This window comes from Mycobacterium sp., from assembly GCF_025965855.1.
Taxonomy (GTDB): Bacteria; Actinomycetota; Actinomycetes; order Mycobacteriales; family Mycobacteriaceae; genus Mycobacterium.
This window is the reverse complement of sequence record NZ_JAOPWB010000162.1, coordinates 1-24,572: the sequence shown is the minus strand read 5'-3', so window position 1 is coordinate 24,572 and position 24,572 is coordinate 1. Positions and strand designations below refer to the sequence as shown.

The 24,572-nt window shown below is 67.0% G+C and carries 24 protein-coding genes and 3 pseudogenes; 9 read left to right on the top strand and 18 right to left on the bottom strand.

From position 1 onward, the window contains the following. Nucleotides 1-171: 171 nt before the first annotated feature. The gene (locus JWP83_RS12995; RefSeq protein WP_297730413.1) at nt 172-1,965 is read left to right on the top strand and encodes a thiamine pyrophosphate-requiring protein; all 1,794 of its coding nucleotides are present in this window, start codon (nt 172-174) and stop codon (nt 1,963-1,965) included. A 92-nt stretch (nt 1,966-2,057) separates the two neighbouring features. On the opposite strand, the gene JWP83_RS12990 is transcribed toward JWP83_RS12995, so the two are convergent. Together JWP83_RS12990 and JWP83_RS12985 are read right to left on the bottom strand one after the other, a co-directional pair. Next, nucleotides 2,058-2,717 carry a UdgX family uracil-DNA binding protein gene (locus JWP83_RS12990; RefSeq protein ID WP_297730411.1) on the bottom strand — a complete coding sequence of 220 codons (660 nt, stop codon included), beginning with the start codon at nt 2,715-2,717 and terminating at the stop codon, nt 2,058-2,060. Between the two features lie 14 nt (nt 2,718-2,731). After that, nucleotides 2,732-3,292 carry a hemerythrin domain-containing protein gene (locus JWP83_RS12985; protein WP_297730409.1) on the bottom strand — a complete coding sequence of 187 codons (561 nt, stop codon included), beginning with the start codon at nt 3,290-3,292 and terminating at the stop codon, nt 2,732-2,734. A 297-nt stretch (nt 3,293-3,589) separates the two neighbouring features. Here JWP83_RS12985 and JWP83_RS12980 point away from each other — a divergent pair, with 297 nt between their 5' ends. The 3 genes from JWP83_RS12980 to JWP83_RS12970 all read left to right on the top strand — a co-directional run bounded on the left by JWP83_RS12980 (nt 3,590) and on the right by JWP83_RS12970 (nt 6,215). Next, a complete protein-coding gene (locus JWP83_RS12980; protein WP_297730407.1) occupies nt 3,590-3,955 on the top strand; it encodes a hypothetical protein in 366 nt (121 codons plus the stop codon). Between the two features lie 267 nt (nt 3,956-4,222). Next, nucleotides 4,223-5,161, top strand: a complete 939-nt coding sequence (locus JWP83_RS12975) for a sensor domain-containing protein (RefSeq protein WP_367185638.1) — start codon at nt 4,223-4,225, stop codon at nt 5,159-5,161. An 85-nt stretch (nt 5,162-5,246) separates the two neighbouring features. Then, nucleotides 5,247-6,215 carry an aldo/keto reductase gene (locus JWP83_RS12970; RefSeq protein WP_297730403.1) on the top strand — a complete coding sequence of 323 codons (969 nt, stop codon included), beginning with the start codon at nt 5,247-5,249 and terminating at the stop codon, nt 6,213-6,215. Here the strand turns inward: JWP83_RS12970 and JWP83_RS12965 are convergent. The 5 genes from JWP83_RS12965 to JWP83_RS12945 all read right to left on the bottom strand — a co-directional run bounded on the left by JWP83_RS12965 (nt 6,212) and on the right by JWP83_RS12945 (nt 11,933). Then, nucleotides 6,212-6,979: an SDR family oxidoreductase gene (locus JWP83_RS12965; RefSeq protein ID WP_297730513.1), complete on the bottom strand. Its 768-nt coding sequence runs from the start codon at nt 6,977-6,979 to the stop codon at nt 6,212-6,214. The genes JWP83_RS12970 and JWP83_RS12965 overlap by 4 nt on opposite strands. Before the next feature lie 104 nt (nt 6,980-7,083). Further along, a complete protein-coding gene (gene glgX, locus JWP83_RS12960) occupies nt 7,084-9,243 on the bottom strand; it encodes a glycogen debranching protein GlgX (protein WP_297730401.1) in 2,160 nt (719 codons plus the stop codon). A 104-nt stretch (nt 9,244-9,347) separates the two neighbouring features. Beyond that, a complete protein-coding gene (locus JWP83_RS12955; protein WP_297730399.1) occupies nt 9,348-10,529 on the bottom strand; it encodes a zinc-dependent alcohol dehydrogenase in 1,182 nt (393 codons plus the stop codon). A 71-nt stretch (nt 10,530-10,600) separates the two neighbouring features. Continuing rightward, entirely contained in the window at nt 10,601-11,320 is a 720-nt protein-coding gene (locus tag JWP83_RS12950; RefSeq protein WP_297730510.1) for a GAF and ANTAR domain-containing protein, read from the bottom strand. 250 nt (nt 11,321-11,570) lie between these two features. After that, complete coding sequence (locus JWP83_RS12945) at nt 11,571-11,933, bottom strand: helix-turn-helix transcriptional regulator (RefSeq protein WP_297730397.1); 363 nt, start codon at nt 11,931-11,933, stop codon at nt 11,571-11,573. A 153-nt stretch (nt 11,934-12,086) separates the two neighbouring features. Here JWP83_RS12945 and JWP83_RS12940 point away from each other — a divergent pair, with 153 nt between their 5' ends. Together JWP83_RS12940 and JWP83_RS12935 are read left to right on the top strand one after the other, a co-directional pair. Further along, nucleotides 12,087-12,536 (top strand): Hsp20/alpha crystallin family protein, encoded by a 450-nt coding sequence (locus JWP83_RS12940; protein ID WP_297730508.1) that lies wholly within the window; start codon nt 12,087-12,089, stop codon nt 12,534-12,536. Between the two features lie 74 nt (nt 12,537-12,610). Next, a complete protein-coding gene (locus JWP83_RS12935) occupies nt 12,611-13,300 on the top strand; it encodes a PAS and ANTAR domain-containing protein (protein WP_297730395.1) in 690 nt (229 codons plus the stop codon). Here the strand turns inward: JWP83_RS12935 and JWP83_RS12930 are convergent. The 6 genes and pseudogenes from JWP83_RS12930 to JWP83_RS12905 form a co-directional block, all read right to left on the bottom strand. Continuing rightward, nucleotides 13,290-13,510, bottom strand: a pseudogene (locus tag JWP83_RS12930) (WS/DGAT domain-containing protein); the annotation flags it as partial. The gene JWP83_RS12935 and the pseudogene JWP83_RS12930 sit on opposite strands and share 11 nt — an antisense overlap. A 116-nt stretch (nt 13,511-13,626) precedes the next feature. After that, on the bottom strand, nt 13,627-15,096 hold the full coding sequence (locus tag JWP83_RS12925) for a bifunctional aminoglycoside phosphotransferase/ATP-binding protein (RefSeq protein ID WP_297730393.1): 1,470 nt from the start codon (nt 15,094-15,096) through the stop codon (nt 13,627-13,629). A gap of 39 nt (nt 15,097-15,135) precedes the next feature. After that, nucleotides 15,136-15,225, bottom strand: a pseudogene (locus JWP83_RS12920) (hypothetical protein); the annotation flags it as partial. 94 nt (nt 15,226-15,319) lie between these two features. Next, nucleotides 15,320-16,966: pseudogene (locus tag JWP83_RS12915) on the bottom strand (GAF domain-containing protein); the annotation flags it as partial. A gap of 253 nt (nt 16,967-17,219) precedes the next feature. After that, the gene (locus JWP83_RS12910; protein WP_297730391.1) at nt 17,220-17,891 is read right to left on the bottom strand and encodes a response regulator transcription factor; all 672 of its coding nucleotides are present in this window, start codon (nt 17,889-17,891) and stop codon (nt 17,220-17,222) included. A 293-nt stretch (nt 17,892-18,184) separates the two neighbouring features. Continuing rightward, nucleotides 18,185-18,364, bottom strand: a complete 180-nt coding sequence (locus JWP83_RS12905; RefSeq protein ID WP_297730389.1) for a hypothetical protein — start codon at nt 18,362-18,364, stop codon at nt 18,185-18,187. A gap of 511 nt (nt 18,365-18,875) precedes the next feature. Here JWP83_RS12905 and JWP83_RS12900 point away from each other — a divergent pair. After that, nucleotides 18,876-19,856 (top strand): NAD(P)H nitroreductase, encoded by a 981-nt coding sequence (locus JWP83_RS12900; protein WP_297730387.1) that lies wholly within the window; start codon nt 18,876-18,878, stop codon nt 19,854-19,856. Nucleotides 19,857-19,982: 126 nt separating this feature from the next. On the opposite strand, the gene JWP83_RS12895 is transcribed toward JWP83_RS12900, so the two are convergent. The 4 genes from JWP83_RS12895 to JWP83_RS12880 all read right to left on the bottom strand — a co-directional run bounded on the left by JWP83_RS12895 (nt 19,983) and on the right by JWP83_RS12880 (nt 23,234). Then, nucleotides 19,983-20,960: a nitroreductase family protein gene (locus tag JWP83_RS12895; RefSeq protein WP_297730385.1), complete on the bottom strand. Its 978-nt coding sequence runs from the start codon at nt 20,958-20,960 to the stop codon at nt 19,983-19,985. A 125-nt stretch (nt 20,961-21,085) separates the two neighbouring features. Continuing rightward, nucleotides 21,086-21,310 carry a hypothetical protein gene (locus JWP83_RS12890; RefSeq protein WP_297730383.1) on the bottom strand — a complete coding sequence of 75 codons (225 nt, stop codon included), beginning with the start codon at nt 21,308-21,310 and terminating at the stop codon, nt 21,086-21,088. Between the two features lie 113 nt (nt 21,311-21,423). Next, nucleotides 21,424-22,602, bottom strand: a complete 1,179-nt coding sequence (locus JWP83_RS12885; RefSeq protein WP_297730381.1) for a cation:proton antiporter — start codon at nt 22,600-22,602, stop codon at nt 21,424-21,426. Between the two features lie 176 nt (nt 22,603-22,778). Beyond that, entirely contained in the window at nt 22,779-23,234 is a 456-nt protein-coding gene (locus tag JWP83_RS12880) for a cupin domain-containing protein (protein ID WP_297730379.1), read from the bottom strand. 249 nt (nt 23,235-23,483) lie between these two features. On the opposite strand from JWP83_RS12880, the gene JWP83_RS12875 reads away from it, so the two are divergent. Further along, entirely contained in the window at nt 23,484-23,876 is a 393-nt protein-coding gene (locus tag JWP83_RS12875; RefSeq protein ID WP_297730377.1) for a heme-binding protein, read from the top strand. Between the two features lie 41 nt (nt 23,877-23,917). After that, entirely contained in the window at nt 23,918-24,217 is a 300-nt protein-coding gene (locus JWP83_RS12870) for a hypothetical protein (RefSeq protein WP_297730375.1), read from the top strand. A gap of 12 nt (nt 24,218-24,229) precedes the next feature. Here JWP83_RS12870 and JWP83_RS12865 read toward each other — a convergent pair whose 3' ends face one another. After that, nucleotides 24,230-24,502, bottom strand: coding sequence for a hypothetical protein (locus JWP83_RS12865; protein ID WP_297730373.1), 273 nt, complete (start codon nt 24,500-24,502; stop codon nt 24,230-24,232). Between the last annotated feature and the right edge of the window lie 70 nt (nt 24,503-24,572).

Genomic DNA, 24,572 nt, shown 5'->3' with positions numbered 1-24,572 from the left:
GCCGGGTTGTGGTTGTAACTGGGCCCACCTGCGGTTTCCCACGCGTGACGTCGCTGCCCGGACCGTCGAACCCATGGCGCCCCGGGCCCGTTCGGCGCGACGAACAAGCCGACGCGGGCGACCACTCGCGCGCCCGACGCCACCCCAACCGTCCGCCTAGGAGGGCAACCAATGTCTAAACAAGAGGTCTCGGACTACCTGCTGGAGCGACTGCGGGCGTGGGGCGTTGAGCATGTGTACGGCTATCCGGGCGACGGCATCAACGGGATCCTCGCCGCATTCGGGCGCGCCGACAACCGGCCCAAGTTCATCCAGTCGCGTCACGAAGAGATGAGCGCGTTCGAGGCGGTGGGGTACGCCAAGTTCACCGATCGGGTCGGCATATGTATGGCCACGTCGGGCCCCGGCGCGATTCACCTGCTCAACGGTCTTTACGACGCCAAACTCGACCACGTGCCCGTCGTGGCGATAGTCGGTCAGACAAACCGCAGCGCCATGGGCGGGTCTTATCAGCAGGAGGTGGACCTGCTCAGTCTGTATAAGGACGTTGCCAGTGACTACGTTCAAATGGTCACTGTCCCAGAGCAGTTACCCAACGTGTTGGACCGCGCGATCCGGGTGGCCATGGCCCAGCGCGCGCCCACGGCCCTGATCATCCCGGCCGACGTGCAGGAGCTGCCCTATTCGCCACCCACCCACGCCTTCAAGATGGTGCCCTCGAGTCTGGGCATCGAGTGGCCGGCGGTCGTTCCCGACGACGCCGCGGTCAAGCGCGCGGCTCAGGTGCTCAACGACGGAAAAAAGGTCGCCATGCTGGTAGGGTCCGGCGCGCGCGGGGCGCACGAGGAGCTGGCCGAGGTCGCCGATCTGCTCGGGGCCGGGGCGGCCAAGGCGCTGCTGGGCAAGGACGTGTTGAGTGACGAATTGCCTTGGGTCACCGGCTCGATCGGCTTGCTGGGAACCCGGCCGAGCTACGAGCTGATGCGCGACTGCGACACCCTGCTCACGGTTGGGTCCAATTTCCCCTACACGCAATTCCTGCCGGAGTTCGGGCAGTGCCGCGCCGTGCAGATCGATGTCGACGGCCGGTTCATCGGCATGCGATACCCCTACGAGGTCAACCTCGTTTCCGACGCGAAAGCCGCGCTTCGGGCACTGATTCCACACCTGCGCCGCAAGGAGGACCGGGGTTGGCGCGACGCCATCGAGGCCAAAGTGGCGCGCTGGTGGGAAACCATGGACATGGAAGCGAAAGTCAGCGCCGATCCGATCAACCCCATGCGGTTGTTCTCCGAGCTATCCTCGCAGCTGCCCGACAACGCCGTCGTCACGGCCGATTCCGGTTCGGCGGCCAACTGGTATGCGCGAAACCTGCGGTTCCGTGGCAACATTCGGGGCTCGCTGTCGGGCACCCTTGCGACGATGGGTCCCGGTGTCCCGTACGGCATCGGCGCGAAGTTCGGCCACCCGGAACGACCCGTCATCGTGTTCAGCGGTGACGGCGCCATGCAAATGAACGGCATGGCCGAACTCATCACGGTCAAGCGGTACTGGCAGGAGTGGGACGATCCCCGCCTGATCGTCGCAATCCTGCACAACAACGACCTGAACCAGGTCACCTGGGAGATGCGAGCGATGGCCGGCGCGCCGAAATTCGCGGAATCCCAGAACCTTCCCGACGTCGACTTCGCCGGCTTCGCCGCCAGCCTCGGCCTTAACGCGATGGCCATCAAGGACGCCGACGAACTCGGGAATGCCTGGCGCAACGCCTTGTCCGCGGACCGTCCCACCGTCTTGGACGTCTACACCGATCCAGACATGCCGCCGATTCCGCCGCACGCCACCTGGGATCAGTTCAAGGCGGCCACCGCCGCGGTGCTGTCCGGTGACGAGGATCGCGTCGGCTTCGTCAAGGTGGGCCTGAAAACCAAGGCGCAGGAGTTCCTGCCGCACAAGAACAATTGACGGGATTCAGTTGCCGCACCCAGATTCGCGGCCTCGCCACCGACCGACCGCCGATGCACATCGCGTAGGTCCTCGCCCAAAAAATCGAAGGCCTAGCCGAGCCGCGAGCGCACGCTGCGCAGGTCGTCGACGAATAGCTTGTAGGCCTCGTCGCGGGATTCGCTGCGATCGCGCAGCACCGACGACGGGTGCACGGTTGCGACCACGATCGGCTCGGGCGTTAATTCGACGTCGACCGCGGCGGGCAGCTGGATGACCTCGCCACGCTGGGCGGACACCCGAAAGGCCGCTCCGAGAAGCGATTGCGCGGCGGTGGCACCGAGGCAGACGATCACCTGGGGCCGCACCGCCTCGATCTCGGCGATGAGCCACGGCCGGCACGCGACGACTTCGGTGCGGGTCGGTTTCTGGTGTATCCGCCGCTTGCCCTTACGGGTGAACTTGAAATGTTTGACGGCGTTGGTCTGATACGTCAGCGTCGGGTCGATGTCGGCGTCGTCGAGCGCCCGGGCCAGCAACCGCCCCGCGGGCCCGACGAAGGGCAGGCCGGCACGGTCCTCCTGGTCCCCCGGCTGCTCGCCCACCAGCATGATGGGCGCGCCCCGGTGCCCGTGACCGAACACCGTTTGGGTGGCGTCGGCAAATAACGGGCAACCGTGGCAGCGCTCGGCCGCGGCTTTCAGGGAATCCAGTCCGCGATCCTGCGGCAGGTAGCGCGCGGCGCTGGTTTTTGGCGTTTTTGGCGCGGCCATGGTTCAGGCCAGGATCAGCCCTTGCCCATGATGGCGTCGCGCGCCCGGTCCATCATCGCCGCGAACGGGCCCGCGGTCAGGTTGGCGGCCTGGGATTCGACGCCCGGGTGCGGCCGGGTGGGGGCGATCGCTTCGGCGAGCTTGGCGGCGCGGCCCATCCTCGCCAGCTCCTCGTCGCTCAATTCCTCGCCCAGCTTGGCGAACTCGTCCTTCTCCTCGTGCTCGGCGTGCTCGATAACGGCGTCGCGGAGCTCCGTCAGGTGGCGGGTGAACTCCTCGCTGTCGACGTCGAGCTTTTCCAGCTTCTGCAGGACCGTCTTGGCCTCGTGCTCCTCCTCCAGTCGCTTGTCCACCACCGCGGCACCGTCGGCGATCTTCCGCTTGGCGCGCGGGTGAACGACTTCCTCCTCGGCGGTCTCGTGCACCGCGAGCAAGCGCCGGAGTTCGACGAACGCTTTCTCTCGTTCTTTCCCGGAGGCCGACAGGGTTTCGGCGAACATCGACTTGATCTGCTCGTGCTGACTGACCAGGAAGTCGACTACATCGGAGCGCGATTTTATGGCGGCCTGAGCCATGATGTCTCTCCCTCTGATTACACATCCGCGCGCGGGCTGTTGCGCGCTCTGTAGCGGCTACCCGACCGACGCGGCCACCAAACGACGTGCGTCGCGGCAAGAAAAACACGTGTGATGTGCGCCGATCGGGGTAATTCTCCCGAGTGAGCCGCTGGACTCGACGGCTGCGACGTTTAGGGGCGGGGTGCGCCCTCGGCGCGGTCGTGGGAGGCTGTACGGCCCCGGGACGGCGTTAAAGAGCGCGCCCCGCGTTGTGTGGTGGCCCGTGGGTGCGGGGCTGACGCAGAGGAGGAACCGATGAGCGCGACACGAAATCCCGCACGGGCGGCGGTCGAGATCGACAACGACGTCGAACTGATCAGCGGACAGATCCGGGCGCTCAGGGAACTCGCGAAGCAGGACGACGAAGCGCCGATCAGCGAAGGCCAGCGCTACGACTTCAGCATCAGGTGGGGCACCGTGCTGGCCGGGCGGCTGCGACGCCTGGTGCACTACAGCTCGCTGGGTCGGCTCGACGACTCGGACGAGCGCACGTTCGACGCGCTGCGCAACGAACTGCGCACACTATCGCACCTGATCGATCGATTCCGGCTCGCTCAACCGAATTTCACCGACGCTGCGCCCGCGACGGCGAAGAGTTTCCGCCGCCGGAGCCGTTGCTGAGAAAGTCCTTACCGCACAACACGATTCCGGTCCGCGGCTTGGCGCAATCCGGGTTGCGACAGGTCAACGCGCCTCGACGAGAAAACCCACCGTGCGCACCTATCCGGCCACGGGTTTCTCAAACGTGGACTTATAGAAATTGTCGTTTCGACGGCGCGCCACCGTTCGGCTACATTCTGGGCAGGCTGCCGGGCTAAGGAGGCCACTGGCGTGAATCCTCAGGATCCGTACGGGTACGGCCCGCTGAGCTACGACCCGCTCGGTCGCATGCCACCCGCCGGCCCGCCGGTGCAACCGCCGGTCGTCACACCACCGCCCGCACAGCCTTACCGCCCGCCCGTCAACCCGTTGGCCACGCAGTCTTTGGTGTTCGCGTTCGCGTCCCCGCCCGTCGGTGCGGTTCTGGGACACCTGGCGCTCGCGCAGATCCGCCGCACGGGTGAGCTCGGCCGAAACCGCGCGCTGGCCGGGGTGGCGCTGTCGTACGCGTTCGTCAGCCTCGCGGTCCTCACCCTGGTCGCATGGGCCACCCTGGCCGCGTTCACATCCACGTCGAGCCACCCGGCGGCACCCGTCACCACCGCCGCGGCGCCCCCGGGCCCCACGGTTGCGCCGGACGCCATCGCCACGGTCTTGCCCGGCCTCGGCGACCTGAAGACCATCACCGACGACCAGAACCTCGACGCGGGCCAGACGTGGGACCATCCGGCCAGGTCCGACCGGGAAGGAACCATCGACCGTCCGGAGTGCTGGGGAAGCATCGCCCCGGGCACACCCGACGCCTACAACGTCGATGCCATCTTCGGCTACCACGCGGCGGAATTCTCCGACACGCGCAGCCTGCTCAAGTCGGTCCAGGTGATCCAGGCCGTCGCGGCGTTTCGTGATGCGCCGGCTGCCCAATCACAACTGCAGAAGCTGCTGGACGGATGGCGCCAGTGCGGCGGCACGACGGTGAGCGTGACGATCCCCGAGGCGGGAGCGATCCCGTTCGCCCTGAGCGCTCCGGCCGATGCCGGCAACGGCATCACCACGATGGATCTGGCGCCGAAGGGTCTGCAGGTGCGCTCCGCGCGCGCGGTCGCGGCCAAAGCCAATGTCGTCGTGGACCTGTACGTCTCCTACAGCGGCACCACCGACGCCGTCCGTCCCCGGCAATCGGCCGTGAGCATCGCGAACTACGCGCTCAACAAGATTCCCGGCTGAGGCGAGTCCGAGCCGGGCCCGTGGACGAATTCAAGGGGCGGTTCCCGTACTCAGCCCACACTCGGCGCCCCAGTAGGGTGGTCTCATGAAATATCTTGACGTCGACGGGGTCGGACGGGTCAGCCGAATCGGCCTGGGCACGTGGCAGTTCGGGTCGCGCGAGTGGGGCTACGGGGAGGGATACGCGTCGGGCGCCGCGCGGGACATCGTGCGGCGGGCCCGCGCCCTGGGGGTGACCCTGTTCGACACCGCCGAGATATACGGGCTGGGCAAGAGCGAGCGGATCCTCGGCGAGGCGCTCGGCGACGAGCGCGCCGAGGTCGCGGTGGCCACCAAGGTCTTCCCGGTGGCCCCCTTCCCCGCCGTGATCAAGCAGCGCGAGCGCGCCAGCGCGCGGCGGCTGGGGCTCGACCGCATCCCGCTGTACCAGATCCACCAGCCCAACCCGGTGGTCCCCGATTCGGTGATCATGCCGGGGATGCGCGACCTGCTCGACGGCGGAAAGATCGGGGCCGCCGGCGTTTCCAACTACTCGCTGGCGCGATGGCGAAAGGCCGACGCCGCGCTCGGGCGGCCGGTCATCAGCAACCAGGTGCATTTTTCGCTCGCCCACGCCGGGGCGCTGGAGGACCTGGTGCCCTTCGCCGAGCGCGAGAACCGCATCGTGATCGCCTACAGCCCGCTGGCGCAGGGGCTGCTGGGCGGCAAGTACGGCCTGGACAACCGCCCCGGTGGCGTTCGCGCCGTGAACCCGCTGTTCGGCACCGAGAACCTGCGCCGCATCGAGCCGCTCCTGCAGACGTTGCGCGATGTCGCGGCGCAGGTCGACGCCAAGCCGGCGCAGGTGGCGCTGGCCTGGCTGATCAGCCTGCCGGGAGTGGTGGCCATCCCCGGTGCCTCCAGCGTCGAGCAGCTCGAGTTCAACGTGGCCGCCGCCGACATCGAGCTACCCCCGGATTCTCGCGAGGCCCTCACCGGCGCGGCGCGCGCGTTCCGGCCGGCGTCGTACGGGCGCTTCCTGGTCGACAAAGTCCGCGAGAAGTTGGCGCGTTAGGACTGGGCGGACTCCGCGAACGCCGCGGGGCTGGCGGGAGCTCCCCTGGCGACCACGACCGGCATCGACGTCGACGCATGGGTGCCCAGGATCAAGTGGACCACGTCGATGAGGTCCTCGACCGGCATCAGCTTGCCGGGCATGCAGCCGCGGGAGGCCCACAGCGGGACGGCCTTCATGGCCAGTTCGGCGTCCCAGCCGGTGGTCATGCCCGTCGCCGCGTCGCCCTCGCCGCCCCCGCACTCCCCCACGATGAGGCAGGTGAAGCCGATGTCCGGGTGCTCGGCCCGCCAGGCCTCGACGAGTCGCTCGAGGGCCGCCTTGCTGACGCCGTACCCCCCGAGACCCGGCCAGGGCGGCCCGAACGTGCCCGCGTCGGAGGAGAGGTAGACCGCCTTGCCCGCGGAGGCCGTCAGGTGTGGCACCGCGGCCGCCGTCACCAGCGCCGCGCCGATGACGTTGGTATCGAAGATCCGCCGCCACGTCTCGGCGTCCGTGTCGACCATTCGCACGAGTGGCCCGACGGCCGGCGTGTAGACGAGGTTGTCGATCCCGCCGAGCGCGTCCGCGGCGGCGCCGATCGCCGACCGGCAGGAGGCCTCGTCGGTGACATCGCATTCGACGGCGATCGCAGCCGGTCCCGCCTCCTTCGCCGCGACCTCGATGCGCTCGCGGCGCCGGGCGAGCAGCGCGACCTTATCGCCGCGTTGCGCCAGGCCGACGCCAATGCAGCGCCCCAGTCCGCTCGAGGCGCCAACCACCACTGTCCTTGACATATCCGCCCTCTCCTGTAACGAGCCCGCTGCAGCCACAGCGTATCTACCAGCGGCGGGCTGCGTAACTGTCGGGCGGATTTGCGGCAACCGGCTCAGGCCTCGTCGGGGACCTGCAGCACCACGGCCGTGTGCGCTTCGACGGTCAGCGCCCCTCCGCCGGGCACTTCGTCGGCGGGCGACGTCTCCTCGGGTCCGGTGAATACCACGACATGCCAGCTGGCGCCGAATTCCTTTGGCGGCAGGGTGAACTCGATGGACTCGTGGTGGGCGTTGAAGCACAGCAGGAAGGAGTCGTCGAGCACCCGCTGCCCCCGCGCGTCGAGACCGGGGATGCCGTGGCCGTTGAAAAACACCGTGACCGATTTCGCGAACCCCGCGCCCCAATCCTCGTCGGTCATCTCGGTGCCCTCGGGGGTGAACCAGGCGATATCGGGCAGGCCGTCCTGGCCGCGGCGCCCCACCGGCTTGCCGGAAAAGAACCGGCGCCTGCGGAACACCGGGTGGTTCGCGCGCAGCGCCGACACCGCGCGGGTGAACTCCAGCAGGCTCGCGTCTGCGTTGGCCCAGTTGATCCAGGTGAGCTCGTTGTCCTGGCAGTAGCCGTTGTTGTTCCCGTTCTGCGTGCGACCCAGCTCGTCGCCGTGGCAGATCATCGGCACGCCCTGCGACAGCAGCAGAGTGGTCAGGAAATTGCGCTGCTGGCGGGCGCGCAGGTCATTGACACCGGGGCCGCCCTCGTCGTCAGTTGGCCCCTCCACGCCGCAGTTCCACGACCGGTTGTGGCTCTCGCCGTCGTTGTTGTCCTCGCGGTTGGCCTCGTTGTGCTTTTCGTTGTAGGACACCAGGTCGCGCAGCGTGAACCCGTCATGGGCGGTGACGAAGTTGATCGACGCCACCGGCCGGCGCGCGGTGTGCTCGTAGAGGTCGGCCGATCCGGACAGCCGGTAGGCGAATTCGTCGAGGGTGGAGGGCTCACCGCGCCAGAAGTCGCGCACGGTATCGCGGTACTTTCCGTTCCACTCCGTCCACTGCGGCGGGAAATTGCCCACCTGGTAGCCGCCCGGCCCGACGTCCCACGGCTCGGCGATGAGCTTGACCTGGCTGACCGTCGGATCCTGTTGCACGAGTTCGAAGAACGTCGCCAGCCGATCGACGTCGTAGAACTCACGGGCCAGCGTCGCGGCCAGGTCGAAACGGAAGCCGTCGACGTGCATCTCGGTCACCCAGTAGCGCAGCGAGTCCATGATCAGCTGCAGCGCGTGCGGATGCCCGACGTTGAGGCTGTTGCCCGTGCCGGTGTAGTCCATGTAGTAGCGCTTGTCGTCATCGACGAGCCGGTAATACGCCGCGTTGTCGATGCCGCGCATGGACAGCGTCGGGCCCAGATGGTTGCCCTCTGCCGTGTGGTTGTAGACCACGTCGAGGATGACCTCGATGCCGGCCTCGTGCAGGGCGCGCACCATCGCCTTGAACTCCTGCACCTGCCCGCCCGCCGAGGCGGCGCTGGAATACTTCGGGTCGGGCGCGAAGAACGAAATCGTGTTGTAGCCCCAGTAATTCGAGAGGCCCTTCTCGATCAGCGTCGAGTCGTTGGCGAAGTGGTGCACCGGCATCAGCTCGATCGCGGTGACGCCGAGGGTTTTGAGGTGCTCGATCATCACCGGGTGCGCCACGGCCGCGTAGGTTCCGCGCAATTGATCGGGGATGTCCGGGTGGGTCTGCGTCAGGCCCTTGACGTGCGCCTCGTAGATGACCGTGTCGGCGTAGTGGTGGTCCGGCGGGCGGTCGTTGCCCCAGTCGAAGTACGGGCTGATCACCACCGACTTGGGCATGCTGGCGGCGGAGTCGTCGTCGTTGCGGCTGTCGGGGTCTCCGAAGTTGTAGCCGAACAGCGACTGGTTCCAGTCGAATGTGCCGTCTATGGCCTTGGAGTACGGGTCCAGCAACAGCTTGTTCGGATTGCACCGCAGCCCGGCCTGCGGGTCGTACGGACCGTGAACGCGATAGCCGTAGCGCTGACCCGGTTCGATGTTCGGCACGTAGGCGTGCCAGACGAACCCGTCGACCTCGGGCAGGGTGATTCGGCTTTCGATGCCGTCGGCGTCGAACAGACACAGCTCCACGCGCTCGGCCGCCTCGCTGAACACCGCGAAGTTGGTGCCCGCGCCGTCATAGGTCGCGCCCAGCGGATAAGCCTTGCCCGGCCACACTTCACCGGTGGGCGTGGGCGCAAGGGCTACTGGGCCGGTCATAGCGCAGTTGATACCCGGCCGACCCGGCGGTCAAACCGCGCGCGGCCGCAAGCGCGCCCCCTGGCGACCCCGATGTGTCCGAAATCGCCTGGTTCACAACGAGATTACGGCTTCAGCATGACCTTGACGGCCCCGTCCTGCTTTTTCTGGAAGATCTCGTAGGCGTGCGGGGCCTCGTCGAGGGACAGCACGTGGGTGGCGAAGGTGTCGACGCCGAGCGGATCGTCGTCGGTCAGCAGGGGCATGATGTCGTCGACCCACTTCTTCACGTTGGCCTGTCCCATCCGCAGGGTCACTTGCTTGTCGAAGAGGGTGAGCATCGGCAGGGGGTCGGCCATCCCGCCGTAGACGCCGATCAGCGAGATTGTTCCGCCGCGCCGCACGATGTCGATGGCGGAATACAGGGCGCTGAGTCGGTCCACACCGGCGGTCTGCATGAGCCGCTTGGCCAGCACGTCCGGCAACATGGTGCTCGCCTGCTGAACCAGCCTGGCGACGGGGGAACCGTGCGACTCCATGCCCACCGCGTCGATCACCGAGTCGGTGCCCCGGCCGTCGGTCAGGTCGCGGATCGCGTCGCCGAGGGGGGAATCGAGCCGGCCCAGATCGATGGTGTGGATGCCGCGCGCCGCGGCGCGGGCCAGGCGTTCGGGCACCAGATCGACGGCGATTACCCGGTAGCCGAGATGGTCGGCGATGCGTGCCGCCATGTCCCCGATGGGACCCAGGCCGAGCACGGCCACCGACCCACCGTCGGGAATGTCGGCGTAGGCCACCGCCTGCCACGCGGTCGGCAGCACATCCGACAGGTACACGAAGCGCGAATCCGGCGGTCCCACAGGAACTTTGATGTGGGTGAACTGGGCTTGCGGGACCCGCAGCAGTTCGGCTTGGCCGCCGGGAATTTCGCCGTAGAGCTCTGAATAACCGAACAACGCCGCGCCCATGCCCTGATCGCGCACCTGGGTGGTCTCACACTGGGTGTAGAGCTGCTTGCCACACATGTGGCACCGGCCGCAGGAGATCTGGAACGGGATGACGACCCGATCACCGATCCGCAGATCGCCCGTTTCCGCGCCGACCTCGCGGACGATCCCCATCGGCTCGTGCCCGAGGATGTCCCCAGGGTTCATGAAGGCCCCGAGAATTTCGTAGAGGTGCAGGTCGGACCCGCAGATGTTCGTCGAGGTGACCTCGACGATGGCGTCCGTTGACTGTTCGATCTTCGGATCGGGGACCGACTCCACGCGAACGTCGCGCTTGCCCTGCCACGTGACGGCTTTCATGTGCATGGCACATACCCGTGTCGCGCCGGCCGAAACGCCGCAGCCCGCCATCCATTGCGGAACGGTCGCAGCTATGCGCGGGGGCCGCGATGCGGTGGCTTGAGCGGATGCTCGTTGTCGATCAGCGCTTTGGCGATGTCGATCACTTTGGTGTTCGATTGCTGCGATAGCCGGGTGAGGAGTTCGAACGCTTCGACGGCGTCGAGGTTGAAGCGCTCCATGACGACGCCTTTGGCCTGACCGATGATATCCCGTGACGCCAGCGCGCTGCGAAACTGGTTTTGCCGGCGCATCATCGACCACGCCAACGCCACATGGGTGGCGAAAACCCCGCCAATCTCTAGTGATTCGTCGTCGAACACGTGCGGATGCTCGGCATAGAAGTTGAGCGCCGCCATGCTCTTACCATCGTCGAACAACTCGTACGACACGATCGAGCGGACCGGGGTCTCCGCGAGCGCGTCGCGCTGATAGCGCGGCCAGCGCTGGTCGACATTCAAGTCGTCGACGAACATCATGTGGTGCCGCCACGCCGCGGTCAGGCACGGCCCCTCCCCGCGCCGGTCCTGGATCGTATCGAGGATCGTCGCGTAGCGATGCGTGGCGACCACGTTGGTAACCGCCTTGCCCTTCTCGGCCAGGGTGATCCCGGCGTATTGGCAGCCCGGCATGTGCTGAACACCAGTTTCGACGAGTTCACGCAGTCCGGCCGTGGTCTCCGCCCCGTTGCGGTCCATATTGGTCATCAGTTCCGTCAACTGAGCGACGACTGTGTTCTGGCCGTCCGGCATTCCATCACCCCCCTCAAGGGCTTCACGGGCGCTGCTGCACGGCAGCGGTGCGCCCCCCGTCGCCTGCCACGACCCGGCGGAGCACCTCCCGACGCGTCGACCCATAAAGCGCAGTCTAGGAGCCAGACAACCAAGTGCAAACACCTCAAACGAACATCCGGAAGGCGCCCGGGTGCGCATATGAACGGGCCGAGCGAGCCCAACCGCAAGGCGGCTCGGTAACGCGTCGGTGACCAACCCTTTTCGTGTGTCATGTTGCGTTGTCTTTGGCCCGCGCGCCCTTCCCCGCGTTCCGCAAGCTGCGGTTGGTGGACCGCAGATCGGTGTTGACCGCCGATAGCGTGGCGTTGTCATCTTCCAGGCTCAGGATGCGGGCAATGCCGGCGAGGTTGACCCCGGCGTCGACCAGGGCGCTGATGCGCTGGAGCCGGGCCAGGTCGTCGGGGCTGTAGCGCCGCGTTCCGCCGTCGCTTCGCGCCGGCCTCAAGAGCCCGTGCCGTTCGTAGAGGCGAAGCGACTGCACCGGGATGCCGGAAAGTTCGGCGGCCACAGAGATTCCGTACACCCCGCGATCCGACGCCGGCGCCCCCGTGGCGCCAGTGTTCTCGGTCATCGGACATCTCCTCGACTGATTCGCTCGGAAAATCTGTTTATCACACTTGCGCAGTGCTGTCGATGGTGATATATGAAATCTATGTCTTTTGACATAGAAAGACATAGGAAAAGCCGTTTCACAACCAACAGATTGGAGTGAGAGGTGACCGCCATGCTGATGCGTACCGATCCGTTCCGTGACCTGGACCGCTTCGCCCAGCACGTACTCGGCACGGCCGCGCGGCCCGCAGTGATGCCGATGGACGCCTGGCGCGAGGGGGAACGATTTGTCGTCGAGTTCGACCTGCCGGGCATCGACGCCAACTCGCTGGACATCGACATCGAGCGCAATGTGGTGACCGTGCGTGCCGAGCGGCCCGCCGTGGACCCGAACCGCGAGATGCTGGCCACCGAGCGGCCCCGAGGGGTGTTCAGTCGCCAGCTCGTGCTCGGTGAAAACCTCGACACCGACAGGATCGAGGCGTCATACCAGGAAGGCGTCCTGAGCCTGCGCATCCCGGTGGCCGAAAAGGCCAAGCCGCGCAAGATCTCCGTCGCTCACGGCAACGGGCACCAGGCCCTCGACGACACCGCTTCGAAGCGGGAGGTCATAGACGCCTGATCAGCCGGCGGGCGGGGCGGCGACCGCGACCTGGCCGCCGCCGCCGCCCTTTGCCCGAGGAGGCAAGGTCTCAGATGAAATGGCATCTAGACGGCCAGACGCCTGACATCGAACAGGCCCTGGCCGGCGGCGATCCGCAACGGGTGGGCTGGTTCCGGTTCTACTTCGCCGACCAGCGGTGGGAATGGTCCGCGCAGGTGCAGCGGATGCACGGCTACGAGCCGGGCAGCGTCACCCCGACCACCGACCTGGTGCTCGCCCACAAACACCCCGACGATCGCAGGCAGGTCGCGGCCACGATCGATCAGATCCTGAACGCCCACCAGGCGTTCAGCACCCGCCACCGCATCATCGACACCGCCGGCAACGTGCGCCACATCGTCGTCGTCGGTGACCAACTCTTCGACGATCAAGGCGAAGTGATCGGAACGCACGGGTTCTACGTCGACGTCTCCCCGCCGCCAGAACGGGCGCAGGAGGACCTTGTCACCGCGAGACTGGCCGAGATCAGCGAGAACCGCGCCAGCATCGAGCAGACCAAGGGCATGCTGATGCTGATCTACCGGATCAACGACAATGCCGCGTTCAACCTGCTCAAATGGCTGTCCCAGGAGGCAAACGTCAAGCTGCGGCTGTTGGCCGAGCAGATCGCCGAAGACTTCCTCGGCGCCGGCCTGCCCCTCAACTCGCAGGAGTTCGACCACCTGCTGGTGACCGCGCATCGTCGCATCCGCCGCTCCAACGACCGGCCGGTCACCCGATAGCGGAGTGGCGGCCGGCCCAAACCAATTGCGCGACGCCGTTTTCGATTCCGGCGGCGAGCGCCTCGACGTCGGGCGCGGTGTCGTAGTCGGCGGTGAAGCCGGAGGCGAACGTGTCGGCGTAGCTGAGCATCGCGATGCCGGTGCGCAACTGCAGGGCCATCGGGGTATCGGCAAGACTTCCAGCACCTGCCGGCCCATCAGTTTCTGCTGCGGGAACGGTGGGAGAGCCACGCCAACAGCGAATCGCCCACGCGGAGAACGCGAATGGGGCGTTTTGGCCGCCGAGACCAACATGTCAACCACCCCGCTCGGGTCGTGAACTGGGCCTACAACGTCCCGCGCCAGACATCGAGGGCCTCTCGCGCCGAGTCTTCGAGTGCCCCCGACGTGTCGATCCGGTGCGCGGTGTCCCAGCCGGCGCGCTCGGCGGCCAGCGCCGCGGCGATCTCCGGGGTCACCTCCGAGTTGCCCGGCTGCCGGGTGGTGATTCGGCCGGCCGCCGTGTCGACAGTCGACGAGAACATGAGTTCCACCGTCGCCGAGTGCGTTTCGGAGGCGAGGCGATGGGCCCGCGCACGCATCCGCGGATCCCGCCAGGTGCCGTCGAGGATCACCGATTGCCCATCGGCCAGCAACGAACGCGCCCGCCGCAGGGCGAACTCGTAAACCACCGCGACGTTGTCCGGGCTGTAGAGCCCCTGATCCAGGACGCCGGCGTCGCCCGCGATCGCGCCGGATTCCCGCAGTTCCCGGCGGACGTCGTCGGTCGAAATGACCTGGGCGCCAGTCTGTTCGGCGAGCGCACGGGCGACGGTGGACTTGCCGGTGCCCGGGTTTCCGCCGACGAGCGCCAGGCGCACGGTGGCGCCGCGAAGGCGCTCGTCCGCGATCGCGAGGTGCCGGGCGGCATCCTCGGCGGCCTCCGGCTTGCCCTGCGACCCTCGCACGCAGTCGATCTTCGCCCGCACGACGGCGCGGTAGGCGACGTAAAAGTGCCCTAGCGCCGGCGGCGCCGTCCGCGCCGAGTGCGCGGCGTAGCGTTCGAGGAAGTGCTCGCCAAGTTCCTTGCGGCCGAGGAACTCCAGATCCATGGCGAGGAACGCGGCGTCATCCACGCAGTCGACGTAGCGAAGATTGTCGTCGAACTCCAGGCAATCGAGCAGCGCCGGTTCGTCCTGGCCGCAGAAGATGTCGTCGGCGAGCAGATCGCCGTGGCCGTCGACGATGAGTCCGTCCTCGATGCGGCGCCGGAACAGTGGTTCGCGGCCCGCGATGAATTCGCCGGCAAGCCGCGCGATTCGCGACAGGGTCTCGGTGGGCAGCGTGTCCGCGTGGCGGTCGAGTTCGACCAGGTTGTCGCGCCAGCGTCGGTCGATCGCGCCGGGCTCGCCCTGCGCGTCGATCGCGCGGCCGCGCTCGGCGCGCTCGTGAAAGCTAGCCAGCACGGCGGCGATGGTGTCCAGGAGGCGTCGAACGGAGCCGTCGGCGTCGCGGGTCGCGATGGACACCAGCCGGTCGTCGTCTCGGTAGCGACGCATGACGACGATCGGTTCGGCCGCGCCGCCGCCGGGGTCGGACAGGCGCGCGACCCCGAGGTAGCTGCCGGGCGACAGCCGGCTGTTCAGCTCGACCTCCCGGAGGCACGCGCGCTCGCGCTGCTCCGGCGTGCGGAAGTCGAGAAAGTCGGTCAGGACCGGCTTCTTCGCCTTGAACGCGCGGTCGCCGGCGAGCACGACCACGCCCGTGTGGGTTTCGTGCACATCCGCATAGGGGGCGAAAGGCGCAGTATCGGTCACCAACTAAGCGTCCGCCGCCCCGGACGTCCGCGCCAAGTCTTAAGACGGCCGCGCCACGATCTCCGGCATCCGGACCGAGTGGACGACGGCGTTACTGACCGAACCCAGCAGCGTCCCGGTGATGCCGCCCGGATGACGGCCGTCGCATCGCCGGCGCCGAGGCGGCACCGTTCGGCAGGGCCGTTAGACCCCACCCACGCGCCATTGATCCTGCCTGTTTCTGATCGGTCAGCGGAGCGACCCAGTGGACCCGGGTGCCGCCCTCCGGTGGATTGGTGATCTCGCAGGTGCCGCCGAGTTGTTCGGCGCGGTACTTCATGTTGGCCAAGCCGCTGTTGCGGGAGTTGTCGGCGGGTATGCCGCAGCCGTTGTCGCTGACGTCGAGGATGAACATGTCGGCGACGTCTACCTCGACGGTCAGCCGCGACGCACCGGAGTGGCGAAGCGCGTTACTGACGGCCTCCGTGGTGACCGCTTCGGCGTGCTCGGCGAGCTCGCCGCCGACGGCGGTCATCGGTCCGTGCAGGCGCAGTGTGGTGACGATCTCGCGGTTTTCGGTCAGGTCGGCGACCACTTGCTGAATCCTCTGCCGGAAGTCGGCATTCTTGCCCAACGGGGATTTGAGCTGGAAGATCGTCGTTCGGATCTCCTCGATGATGGTTTGGAGATCGTCGAGGGTGCGGTTGAGCCGCTCGGCCACCTCCGGCGATCGCGCCCGCGCGAGCGTGCCCTGCAGGTCCATGCCGGCGGCGAACAGTCGCTGGATGACGTGGTCGTGCAGATCGTGCGCGATGCGCTCGCGCTCGGCGAGGATGGTCAGTTGGCGCGCGTCGTCCCGGGCCGCCGCCAGCACCAGCGCTATCGCGGCGTGGGTGGCGAAATCGCTGACCAGGTCGAGGTAGCTTTCGTCGAACGGTGGCTGGTCGGCGGCGCGGGCGATCGCAATCACGCCCGCGACCTGGTCGTCGGCGCGCAGCGGCATCAGGATGGCGGGGCGCTGCCCGACATCCGTGAACGCCTGGATCGGGTACCGCAGCGACTCGGTGATCACGGGTTGGGCGGAACGGAAGACCTCGCCGCTGGTGGAACCCTGCACCGGAACTTGGCGGCCCATGACCTCGTCGGCGTGAACTCCCACCGCCGCGGAGACCACCAGCGTGTCGGTTTCGTCGTTCGGCAGGTCCGCGTCGGCCGGGACAAGGACGATCGCCTGTTCGGCGTCGGTCAGGATCCGCGCGCTTTCGGCGATCAACCGCAACGGGCGCCGCTGCGGCTCGGCGCTGGACAGCAGGGCGGTCGTGATCTCGCGGCTGGCCTCCATCCACTTCACCGCCAACCGCTCGCGCTCGAACAGTTGCGCATTGTCGATGGTGGCCGCGGCCGCGAACGCCAGCGCGCGAGCGGCAACCTCATCGGATTCGGAGAACACCCGCGCCGGGTCGACGTGGGTGAGGTAGATGTTGCCGAACACGATGCCGCGGATGGTGATCGGCACCGCGAGGAACGCACGCATGGGCGGGTGGTGCTCGGGAAACCCCACGGCGGCCTGGTGTGCTGTCAGGTCATCCACGTGCAGTGCCGGCGTGTCCAGGAGCGACAGGCTCAAAAGCCCCTTGCCCACCGGCAGATGGCCGATGCGTCCGACTGTGTCTGCGTCCATTCCCTCATGGACGAACCTGAGCAAGGTGCCCTCGGGATCGCGTATGGCGAGCGCGCCGTAGGTCGCGGAGGTCAATTCCCTGGCCGCGGCGATGATCCGGTGCAACGTCGCGTCCAGGTCGCCGACGTCCGCGCCGATCTCGACGAACACGCGCAGCAGTTGCTCCATCTGATCGCGCGCCGCCAGCAACTCGTCGAGCTGCGTGTGCATCCTGCTGACCAGCCCACGCTGGCCGAGCCCGGCAAACGCCGAGCCGCGTTCGTCGCCGCCGGCCACCGGACCTCGTACCTCCACGACAACTCCTGGCAAGTGGCAACCTGCGTTGGCGAACAGCGAGGTGTCCAAGTAGCGCGAAGATGCCGCAGCCAGCTTAACGCCAAGGGGTCGGGCACCCAAGATCAACAGGCGTGCGCCAGCGGTGCCGACCAGCAAACCACGCGGGCCGCTCTGTCCTCGCCGCCGATCAGTCCGGCGGCGCTTCCGCCCGGGTGGCCGGCCGGCCGGGCCGTTGATCCAGTCTGGAGGCGAACACCGCCGCCTGCGTCCGGCGCTCCATGCCCAGTTTGGCCAGCAACCGCGACACGTAGTTCTTCACCGTTTTCTCCGCGAGGAACATCCGCGCGGCGATCTGCCTGTTGGTCAAACCTTCACTGAGCAGCGCGAGCAGCGTTCGCTCCTGTTCGGTCAGCCCGGACAATGGGTCTTCGCGTTCCGCTGTCCCCCGAAGCTTCGCCATCAGCGCGGCGGCCGCCCGGTTATCCAGCAGGGATTTGCCGGCGCCGACCTCTTTGATCGCGTGGGCCAGCTCCATGCCTTTGATGTCCTTGACGACATAGCCGCTGGCCCCGGCCAGAATCGCCTCCAGCATCGCCTCATCGGAGGTGAACGACGTCAACATCAGACACCGCAGATCCGGATGATCGGACACCAGATCGCGGCACAGCTCGATTCCGTTCCCATCGGGAAGGCGCACGTCAAGCACCGCGACGTCGGGCTGCAAGGCCGGTATTCGCGCCTTCGCCTCCGATACGGAACCGGCTTCGCCGACGATTTCCAGTTCGGGGTCCGACGCGAGCAGATCGGCAAGACCGCGCCGAACGACCTCATGGTCGTCGACGAGGAAAACCTTGACCATGAAGGGCCCTTTCTGAAACGACCGACTCTCAATATCGCATGTTTTCATCATCGCCCGCCTCACAAATGCTGCTGATTGACGACCAACAGCGAACAGTCGGCGTGTCGCCGACGGTCGCGGGCGCAAGCAATCACCAGCCCGTGGGCCACCTCGGTTTCGATCTTCACCAGCTTGCCTAGGCCCCAATTACCTTGACCGCCTGGCGAATCGCCGACTTCGAGCCGTCGATGCCCACCACGATCGACTGCGGGGTTGCCAACTCTTTGACGGTCTTCATGGCCGCCGCCTGCGTCTTAGTGGCGGACCACGAGCACAGAACAGTCCGGATGGCCCACGATCGGGTGGCAGTTCCAGATGGCCAGCCCCGCGATCTCCAGGGCGTCGGCGCTGCCGACAACGGCCAATTCGATGGCGCTGCCCAGCCTCTCGCCGGTCTTCACGCCGGTGCAGGCGGCGACCGTCTGGCCCCGCACGTCCCGGATAGCGCCCGACCCAGCTCTTCGGTCGCCGATCGAGCTGGCGCACGGTGGCGTGGCACCATCCGCGCCTGGAGGTGCGCATGCAAATCAGCGCCGCGTCCTGCGATCGATCGACCAACTCCTGCCCGGGATCGCCTGAGAGAATGGCCGTTTCGACCGATCCCGGTGCCCAACCGTGCCGCTCTTGATCACGCGCCAGTCCCCGACGTCGGCCTTCATCGTCAACTCCTAGATAGAAAAGACTGGGCGGTAACCGAATTGGCGATCCTTCGCAGCCGATCCGCGCCTCGTATCTGCCTTCGACACTCAGGCATGCGAACGGCGCACGACAGGGTCCTTGGTCCTCAGGCGTCACATCATTGGACCCCCGTGCAATTGCTCGGCGGCCCTACGGCCTTTCGGCCTCCCAGCGGCCCTGCCGGCCGGGACGAACGATCCTGGCCACCAGCTCGGTTGAGGCCTAACGTCGATGGTGAACCGGAACTCGGCAAGGAAATTGACGGCTATGAAAACGATGACGCTGCACACCCAGACTCTCAGAAAAGCGGTGCAGCTCGCGTGCCGGGCTCCGTCCGTGCGCAACAGCCAGCCGTGGCGGTGGGTCGCCGAGGGCGGGGTTTTGCGCCTCTTTGTCGACCGCGACCGAACGGTGCCGGGCATGGACCCTTCCGGTAGGGAAGCGATCCTCAGCTGTGGCGCCGCGCTCGATCACCTTCGGGTCGCCATGCTCGCCGCGGGTTGGGGCGCGGAGGTCGAACGGTTTCCCAATCCCAATGACTGCGACCATTTGGCCACGATCGAATTCCGTTCCGTCGAGCACGTCACCCGCGCGCAGCGCGACCGCGCCAACGCGATCCTGCAACGCAGAACCGACAGGCTGCCGATGGGTCAGCCCACCTACTGGGAGCTGTTCGAACCCGTGCTGCGCAGCACGTTCGACGAGAATCTGGTGACGCTCGACGTGCTCGCCGACGACGACCGGCCCACGCTGGTCAAGGCCTCACAGCTCACCGAGGCGCTTCGCCGCGACGACGCGGCGTATCACGCCGAACTCGAATGGTGGACTTCGCCGTTCGCGCCGAACGAGGGTGTGCCGCCGAGGGCGCTGTTGTCCGACAAGGAAAGCGGCCGCGTGGACGTGGCGCGCGAATTCCCGGCCGGGGACCACGAGGATCGGCGTCCCGAGGTCGCGGTGGACTGGTCGAAGATTTTAGTGCTGTCCACCCCCGAAGACACCAGGGCGGACGTGCTGCGGTGCGGCGAAGTGTTGTCGACCGTGCTACTCGAATGCACGATGGCATTCCTGGTGACCTGCACGCTCACCCATCTGATCGAGCTGGACGAAAGCCGCGACGTCGTACGCGGCCTGCTGGACAACGACGCCCAGCCGCAGGTACTGGTCCGCGCCGGCATAGCGCCGCCGATGGAAGCCGTTCCGCCCCCGACTCCGCGGCGTGCGCCCGACGATGTGCTGGAGATCCGCTAGCGGGAATTGCGCCGCCCGCGCCGAACAACGCGACCCGTTGATGTTCGCCGTCTCCGCTCACCGACACATCATCCGCCTAAATGGCCTGTGCTGCACAGCGGTTCGGGTGACGATGGCTTGCCGTCCTTACTCGTTGACCCACTCGACGATCTCGGACAGTTCGCGTCGCGGTGTCGCCGGCAGCGGGTCGGCGTTGATCGGTGCCCAGCCCACCCGGAGCAACATCTGCGGGTAGTCGGCGCCGCCGAAGATGTCGGAGCGGACCGACTCGCGTGTGTCGGCGATCTCCAGTGGTTCGGTGACCGGGCAACTGGCCAATCCCATCGAAGTCGCGGTGAGGAGCACGACGCTGGTGGCCTCGCCGGCGCGCAGCTGCGCCAGCCGGTCGTCGGCCCGGGTGCCCAGCGCAAGCACCACGGCATTGTCGTCGGCGGCCGACGATTCCGGTGGCATGGCCAACGTGGGACCGGCAAAGAGCCGGCCGGGGATTTTCGCTTCGGGGTCCGACGGCGGTGTGCTGTGCGCCGGGACCCCCGCCACCGATGCGTAGCGCCCGCTCCACGCCGTGAGCTCGGCCAGGTAGTCACGATTGAAGTGTTCCGAAACGGATTCGGCGACGATCTTGTTCAGCTTGTCGAGGTCCTCGACTTGGCACAGTGTCACGCCATTTCGGACCGCCCGCGCGGCCATGAGGGCGATGTCACCGATCGGCACCGGCCAGGAGCTGTAGTGGCGACGATCGGTTCGACGACGCGGTATCGCCGCGGCGAGCGCTATGTCGACGGCGTTGGCGGGGTAAGGGGATAACTCGATCGCGGCAAGGTGATTGGCGTCGTCCGGATCCGGCAGCCGAGTCACCTTGGATAGCCACCCGACGGCGGCGAAAGCGATTACGCAGTGCTGCAGCGCCGTGCCGCAACTCAAGATCAGGTCCCGGCCGTCGGGGTCGGTGTTGGGCAGTTGCCGTTCGGAGTCCGCGTACAGATGCAGGCTCGCGTCGTCGACCCGCCACCGCCACGGTTGCGTGTTGTGCACCGAGGGTGCGCGAGCCGCCAGGGTCAGCACAGTCCGGACTGTGCCGGCATCCGGAAAGCGCGCATTCATGGCTCTCGTTTCCTTCGGTAAAGCTTCGTCACATCCACGATCGCGTAATCACGCCGGGTCATGCGAGAGCACGACGGCACTAGGCAAAAGGACTTTGTGCCAATTTCTGGTGGGCATGACCATTCCTAGGCCGCGATGACGGCCACGTCGACGGATAACTGGTCGCCGACGGCGCGGGCTGCCACCCAATCGCCGACGCGCACCGCCCGTTCGAGATCGTCCACCAGCGGACTGCGGGCCCCCAGCTCAGCAAGCCACGCCGACACCACGTGCGCGATCTCATGACCGGGCACCGCAACGGTGCGGTCCTGGTGCAGGCGATCGGTGACGCGGTACAAGCGATCCCTCATGGCAGCCCCCTCGATCGGCATTACGGTTCATCCGACCACTGCGCCGAGCCGGCCCGTAGGGCCGAACGGAACTCAATGGGAGTACTTCGGTCCCTTCGTTACACAGGGGCGCCTCAGGCGGACTTGTCGGTGACGGCAGGCTTTTCCGCGTTTCCGGCGGTCCGGCCGCGCGCGGCCAGCGCGCCCGCGATCGACGTGGCGGCGATCGTCAGCAAGGCGCCGAACATCAGCGCCGAGGCTTCGCCCGCGACGAGAAGGTGTTCCTCGTTGCCGACGGTGGCCGCGGCCACCGGCACTCCGAGCTGCGCCGCCGACAGCGCCGCGAGGGTCAGCGGCTGACCGAACAGCCTGCCCGCGCAATGCGCCAGCACGGCACCCAGTCCCAGGCCGAGCCCCAGCAGGATGAGCTTCGGGTGCGCGCCCAGCTCGCGCACTTGCAGCGAGGCGCCCAGCCAGACGAAGAACAGCGGGCCGAAAAACCCCTCGGTGATGCCGAACAGCTGTCGCGCCAGCCGTCGCGGTTCGCCGGCCAACGCGATCACCAAACCGAACGCGAAGCCCGCCAGCATGATGGACACGTGGGTGCTGACGGCCAGCGCCGCCAGCGCGAACAGCACGGCCAGGTTGGTGCGCAATTCCAGTGCGAACCGCTGCTTTTCGGAGTACTTGTGCATGCGCCGGCGCCAGCCCTTGCGGTCGAGCGCGCGCAGCAGGATAAAGAGCACCACCGCGCAGGCCGCGATCGAAAGCCCACCGAGCGCCGCGATCGGCGCCCGTCGCAAGTCAATTACCAACGGCAGCAACACAATGCACGCGGCGTCGGCGATTGCGATCTGCACGGTCACCGACAGCACTTCCGGGCCCTGCAACCGCAGCGAATCGATCACGGGCAGCGCCAGCGCCGCCGACGAGGACGCCATCAGGACCGCGTAGAGCGCCGCGTGTCCGGTGCCGAACGCCGCCGCCAGCCCGACACCGAGGGCCGCCGCGACGGCACCGATCACGACCGCGCGCAACAGCGCCCGCGGCGCCGCCGAGCGCAGCTGTGGGTCGCGGACGGGAACGTGGGTGCCCACCACAAACATCACCAGTGCGAAGCCGATGTTGGCGAGCAATTGAAGGGTGGGATTGGTGTCATCGATGACACCGAAGCCGGTCTTGCCGACGATGAGCCCCGCGAGTAGCTCGCCGATGACGACCGGTATCCGCAGGCGCGGCACCGATGCCAGCAGCGGACCGGCGAAACCGATCGCGGTCAGCAGCGCCAGGGTGTCGAAACCGAAGCCGTGCACGTCAGCGGCCCTTGTGCCGCAGCGAGCCCACTAGGCTTCCGGCTGCTTGCGGGCGATGTTCGGTGTCGGCATGAAGTCATTTTGCCTCGCCGTTCGCGGTCAGCCCGGAAACGACATGGGAGTCGAGCGGGGGTCAGGCGATGTCGGCGACGAAGGCCCCTCCGCGGGCGCTGTGCTCATGCGAAGTCACAGCCGGGGTTGGGCGCGCTGTCGGAGGTGGGTGCTCCCGCCGGATCTACGTAGGTCACCTCGAGGACAAGCGGCGTCGTTCCAAGGTTGCGGGCGAGGTGCACGTGCTCCGGGCCCGAGGGGTCGGTGATGGGCGCCCCGGGACCGTAGATGCCATCTTCGTGACAGTCCGATCCATAGTGCGTCAACACGCCGGACTTGATGACGCCATAAATCAGACCTTGATGTGTGTGCCAGCCGGTGCTCCCATCGGGCGAAATCGTAACCTCGCTAACGATGTAATCCTTGCCGTCAACGGTTTGCTTCGACAAGGTCACCGCCGTGACCCCGATCGGTGGCGTTGCGTGTGCCGTCGCGGGCAGCACGGTGGCCACGCACACCCACAGGGCAGTTGCCGATGCCGCAGACTTGAATCCGGCTGGCCGCGCGTGCAAACGGCTCACTGCATTCCTTCCGGTCGCCAGCGCGGTGATTGCCTTGCTCGACAACCATCGCACGATCGGCGCACCGACGAAGCGCTTGCGGACAGTCCGCGACTGTCGACGCCGCGTCGACGCGGTCATAGCCACCGCGCGGGATTCGCGCCTGTGATCCCTTCCGGAACCGGCAAGGTTGGCAGAAGATGGTTTATGCGCAGGTCGGCAACCGTCGCCAGTTGCCGTCGGATTGGTTACCGGACGAAGGAGCCCGCCATGTTTCTCCCGACCTCCATTCGTCGCCGGGTGGTAGTCGGCGCAATCGGAGCTGGCGCAGTCGCCGGCACGCTGTTATGTGCTACCGCGGGGACCGCCTCGGCTGATCCGCCGCCTCGGCCGGCCGACTGCACTGCCGGGGACGTAGCCGGTGTCGCTGCCGGTGTCGCGGCGTCGCTCTCGACCTACCTGTTCACGCACCCGGACGTGAACGGGTTCTACACCGGCCTTCAGGATCGGCCCAAAGATCAGATCCGCGACGACGTGCAGAACTACTTCAGCGCCAATCCGCAAGAGCAGGCCGACCTGGAGAACATCCGCCAGCCTCTGGTCGACATCCGGCAGCGTTGCCAATGGACCCCACTAGTCGGGGAGAGCGGCGCCACTCCCTGAGTGATCGAGCTCGCGTCGGCGGTGATGGGAAGGAGATCGGAATGAATCTGTGGGTGCGGTCTTGGACCGCCGCGGGGGTCGCGCTGTTTGCCCTTGCGGCAATCCCGGAAATCTATGCCGTCGTCCAGCCGTCAGGTGTTGCCAACGCCGACGTCTGCGCGAGCGTCGGCAGGCGTGTTTCGGTGAGCGGGTGCACCAACGTCGCCGACACGGTCAACAGCTATGCCCCGCCGCCGGCCGACTACGCGCCGCTGCCGCAGGACTTTCCGCCTCCGCCACCGCCGAACGTGAACGTCTGCGTCAATGCGGGCCGGCGAATTAATGTGAGCGGGTGCTACTAGGAATCTAGTCCTCTACTTGTCGGAGTCGTCAGACTCATCGCGCTCATCGCGCTCGCCGGAGTCGTCAGGCTCATCGGACTTATCGTCAGATCTATCGGACTTGTCGGATTCGTCGAACTTGTCGAACTTGTCGGCGAATTTCGTCAAGAGCTCAGCTAGTGCGCGGGCCTCCTCGGGTGCCAACAAGTCTTCGAATAACCGCTTGTCGCCGTCAGCGACGCGCTCCAGGCAAACCGCGTTGCTCTTGATACTGACGTCCCACCGGCCCTCCGCCTGACGTGCCATGAGATCCCACCTTCCGACCCGACGCCCGCACTTCTGCATTTGTTTACCCACTCCTGCTGTAGCGCAACGC

Bases quoted from the DNA above. Each gene is read 5' to 3' on its own strand.
- JWP83_RS12995 (WP_297730413.1), top strand. From the start codon at position 172: ATGTCTAAACAAGAGGTCTCGGACTACCTGCTGGAGCGACTGCGGGCG.
- JWP83_RS12990 (WP_297730411.1), bottom strand. From the start codon at position 2,717: ATGGCCGCGCCAAAAACGCCAAAAACCAGCGCCGCGCGCTACCTGCCG.
- JWP83_RS12985 (WP_297730409.1), bottom strand. From the start codon at position 3,292: ATGGCTCAGGCCGCCATAAAATCGCGCTCCGATGTAGTCGACTTCCTG.
- JWP83_RS12980 (WP_297730407.1), top strand. From the start codon at position 3,590: ATGAGCGCGACACGAAATCCCGCACGGGCGGCGGTCGAGATCGACAAC.
- JWP83_RS12975 (WP_367185638.1), top strand. From the start codon at position 4,223: ATGCCACCCGCCGGCCCGCCGGTGCAACCGCCGGTCGTCACACCACCG.
- JWP83_RS12970 (WP_297730403.1), top strand. From the start codon at position 5,247: ATGAAATATCTTGACGTCGACGGGGTCGGACGGGTCAGCCGAATCGGC.
- glgX (WP_297730401.1), bottom strand. From the start codon at position 9,243: ATGACCGGCCCAGTAGCCCTTGCGCCCACGCCCACCGGTGAAGTGTGG.
- JWP83_RS12955 (WP_297730399.1), bottom strand. From the start codon at position 10,529: ATGAAAGCCGTCACGTGGCAGGGCAAGCGCGACGTTCGCGTGGAGTCG.
- JWP83_RS12950 (WP_297730510.1), bottom strand. From the start codon at position 11,320: ATGCCGGACGGCCAGAACACAGTCGTCGCTCAGTTGACGGAACTGATG.
- JWP83_RS12945 (WP_297730397.1), bottom strand. From the start codon at position 11,933: ATGACCGAGAACACTGGCGCCACGGGGGCGCCGGCGTCGGATCGCGGG.
- JWP83_RS12940 (WP_297730508.1), top strand. From the start codon at position 12,087: ATGCTGATGCGTACCGATCCGTTCCGTGACCTGGACCGCTTCGCCCAG.
- JWP83_RS12935 (WP_297730395.1), top strand. From the start codon at position 12,611: ATGAAATGGCATCTAGACGGCCAGACGCCTGACATCGAACAGGCCCTG.
- JWP83_RS12910 (WP_297730391.1), bottom strand. From the start codon at position 17,891: ATGGTCAAGGTTTTCCTCGTCGACGACCATGAGGTCGTTCGGCGCGGT.
- JWP83_RS12900 (WP_297730387.1), top strand. From the start codon at position 18,876: ATGAAAACGATGACGCTGCACACCCAGACTCTCAGAAAAGCGGTGCAG.
- JWP83_RS12895 (WP_297730385.1), bottom strand. From the start codon at position 20,960: ATGAATGCGCGCTTTCCGGATGCCGGCACAGTCCGGACTGTGCTGACC.
- JWP83_RS12890 (WP_297730383.1), bottom strand. From the start codon at position 21,310: ATGAGGGATCGCTTGTACCGCGTCACCGATCGCCTGCACCAGGACCGC.
- JWP83_RS12875 (WP_297730377.1), top strand. From the start codon at position 23,484: ATGTTTCTCCCGACCTCCATTCGTCGCCGGGTGGTAGTCGGCGCAATC.
- JWP83_RS12870 (WP_297730375.1), top strand. From the start codon at position 23,918: ATGAATCTGTGGGTGCGGTCTTGGACCGCCGCGGGGGTCGCGCTGTTT.
- JWP83_RS12865 (WP_297730373.1), bottom strand. From the start codon at position 24,502: ATGGCACGTCAGGCGGAGGGCCGGTGGGACGTCAGTATCAAGAGCAAC.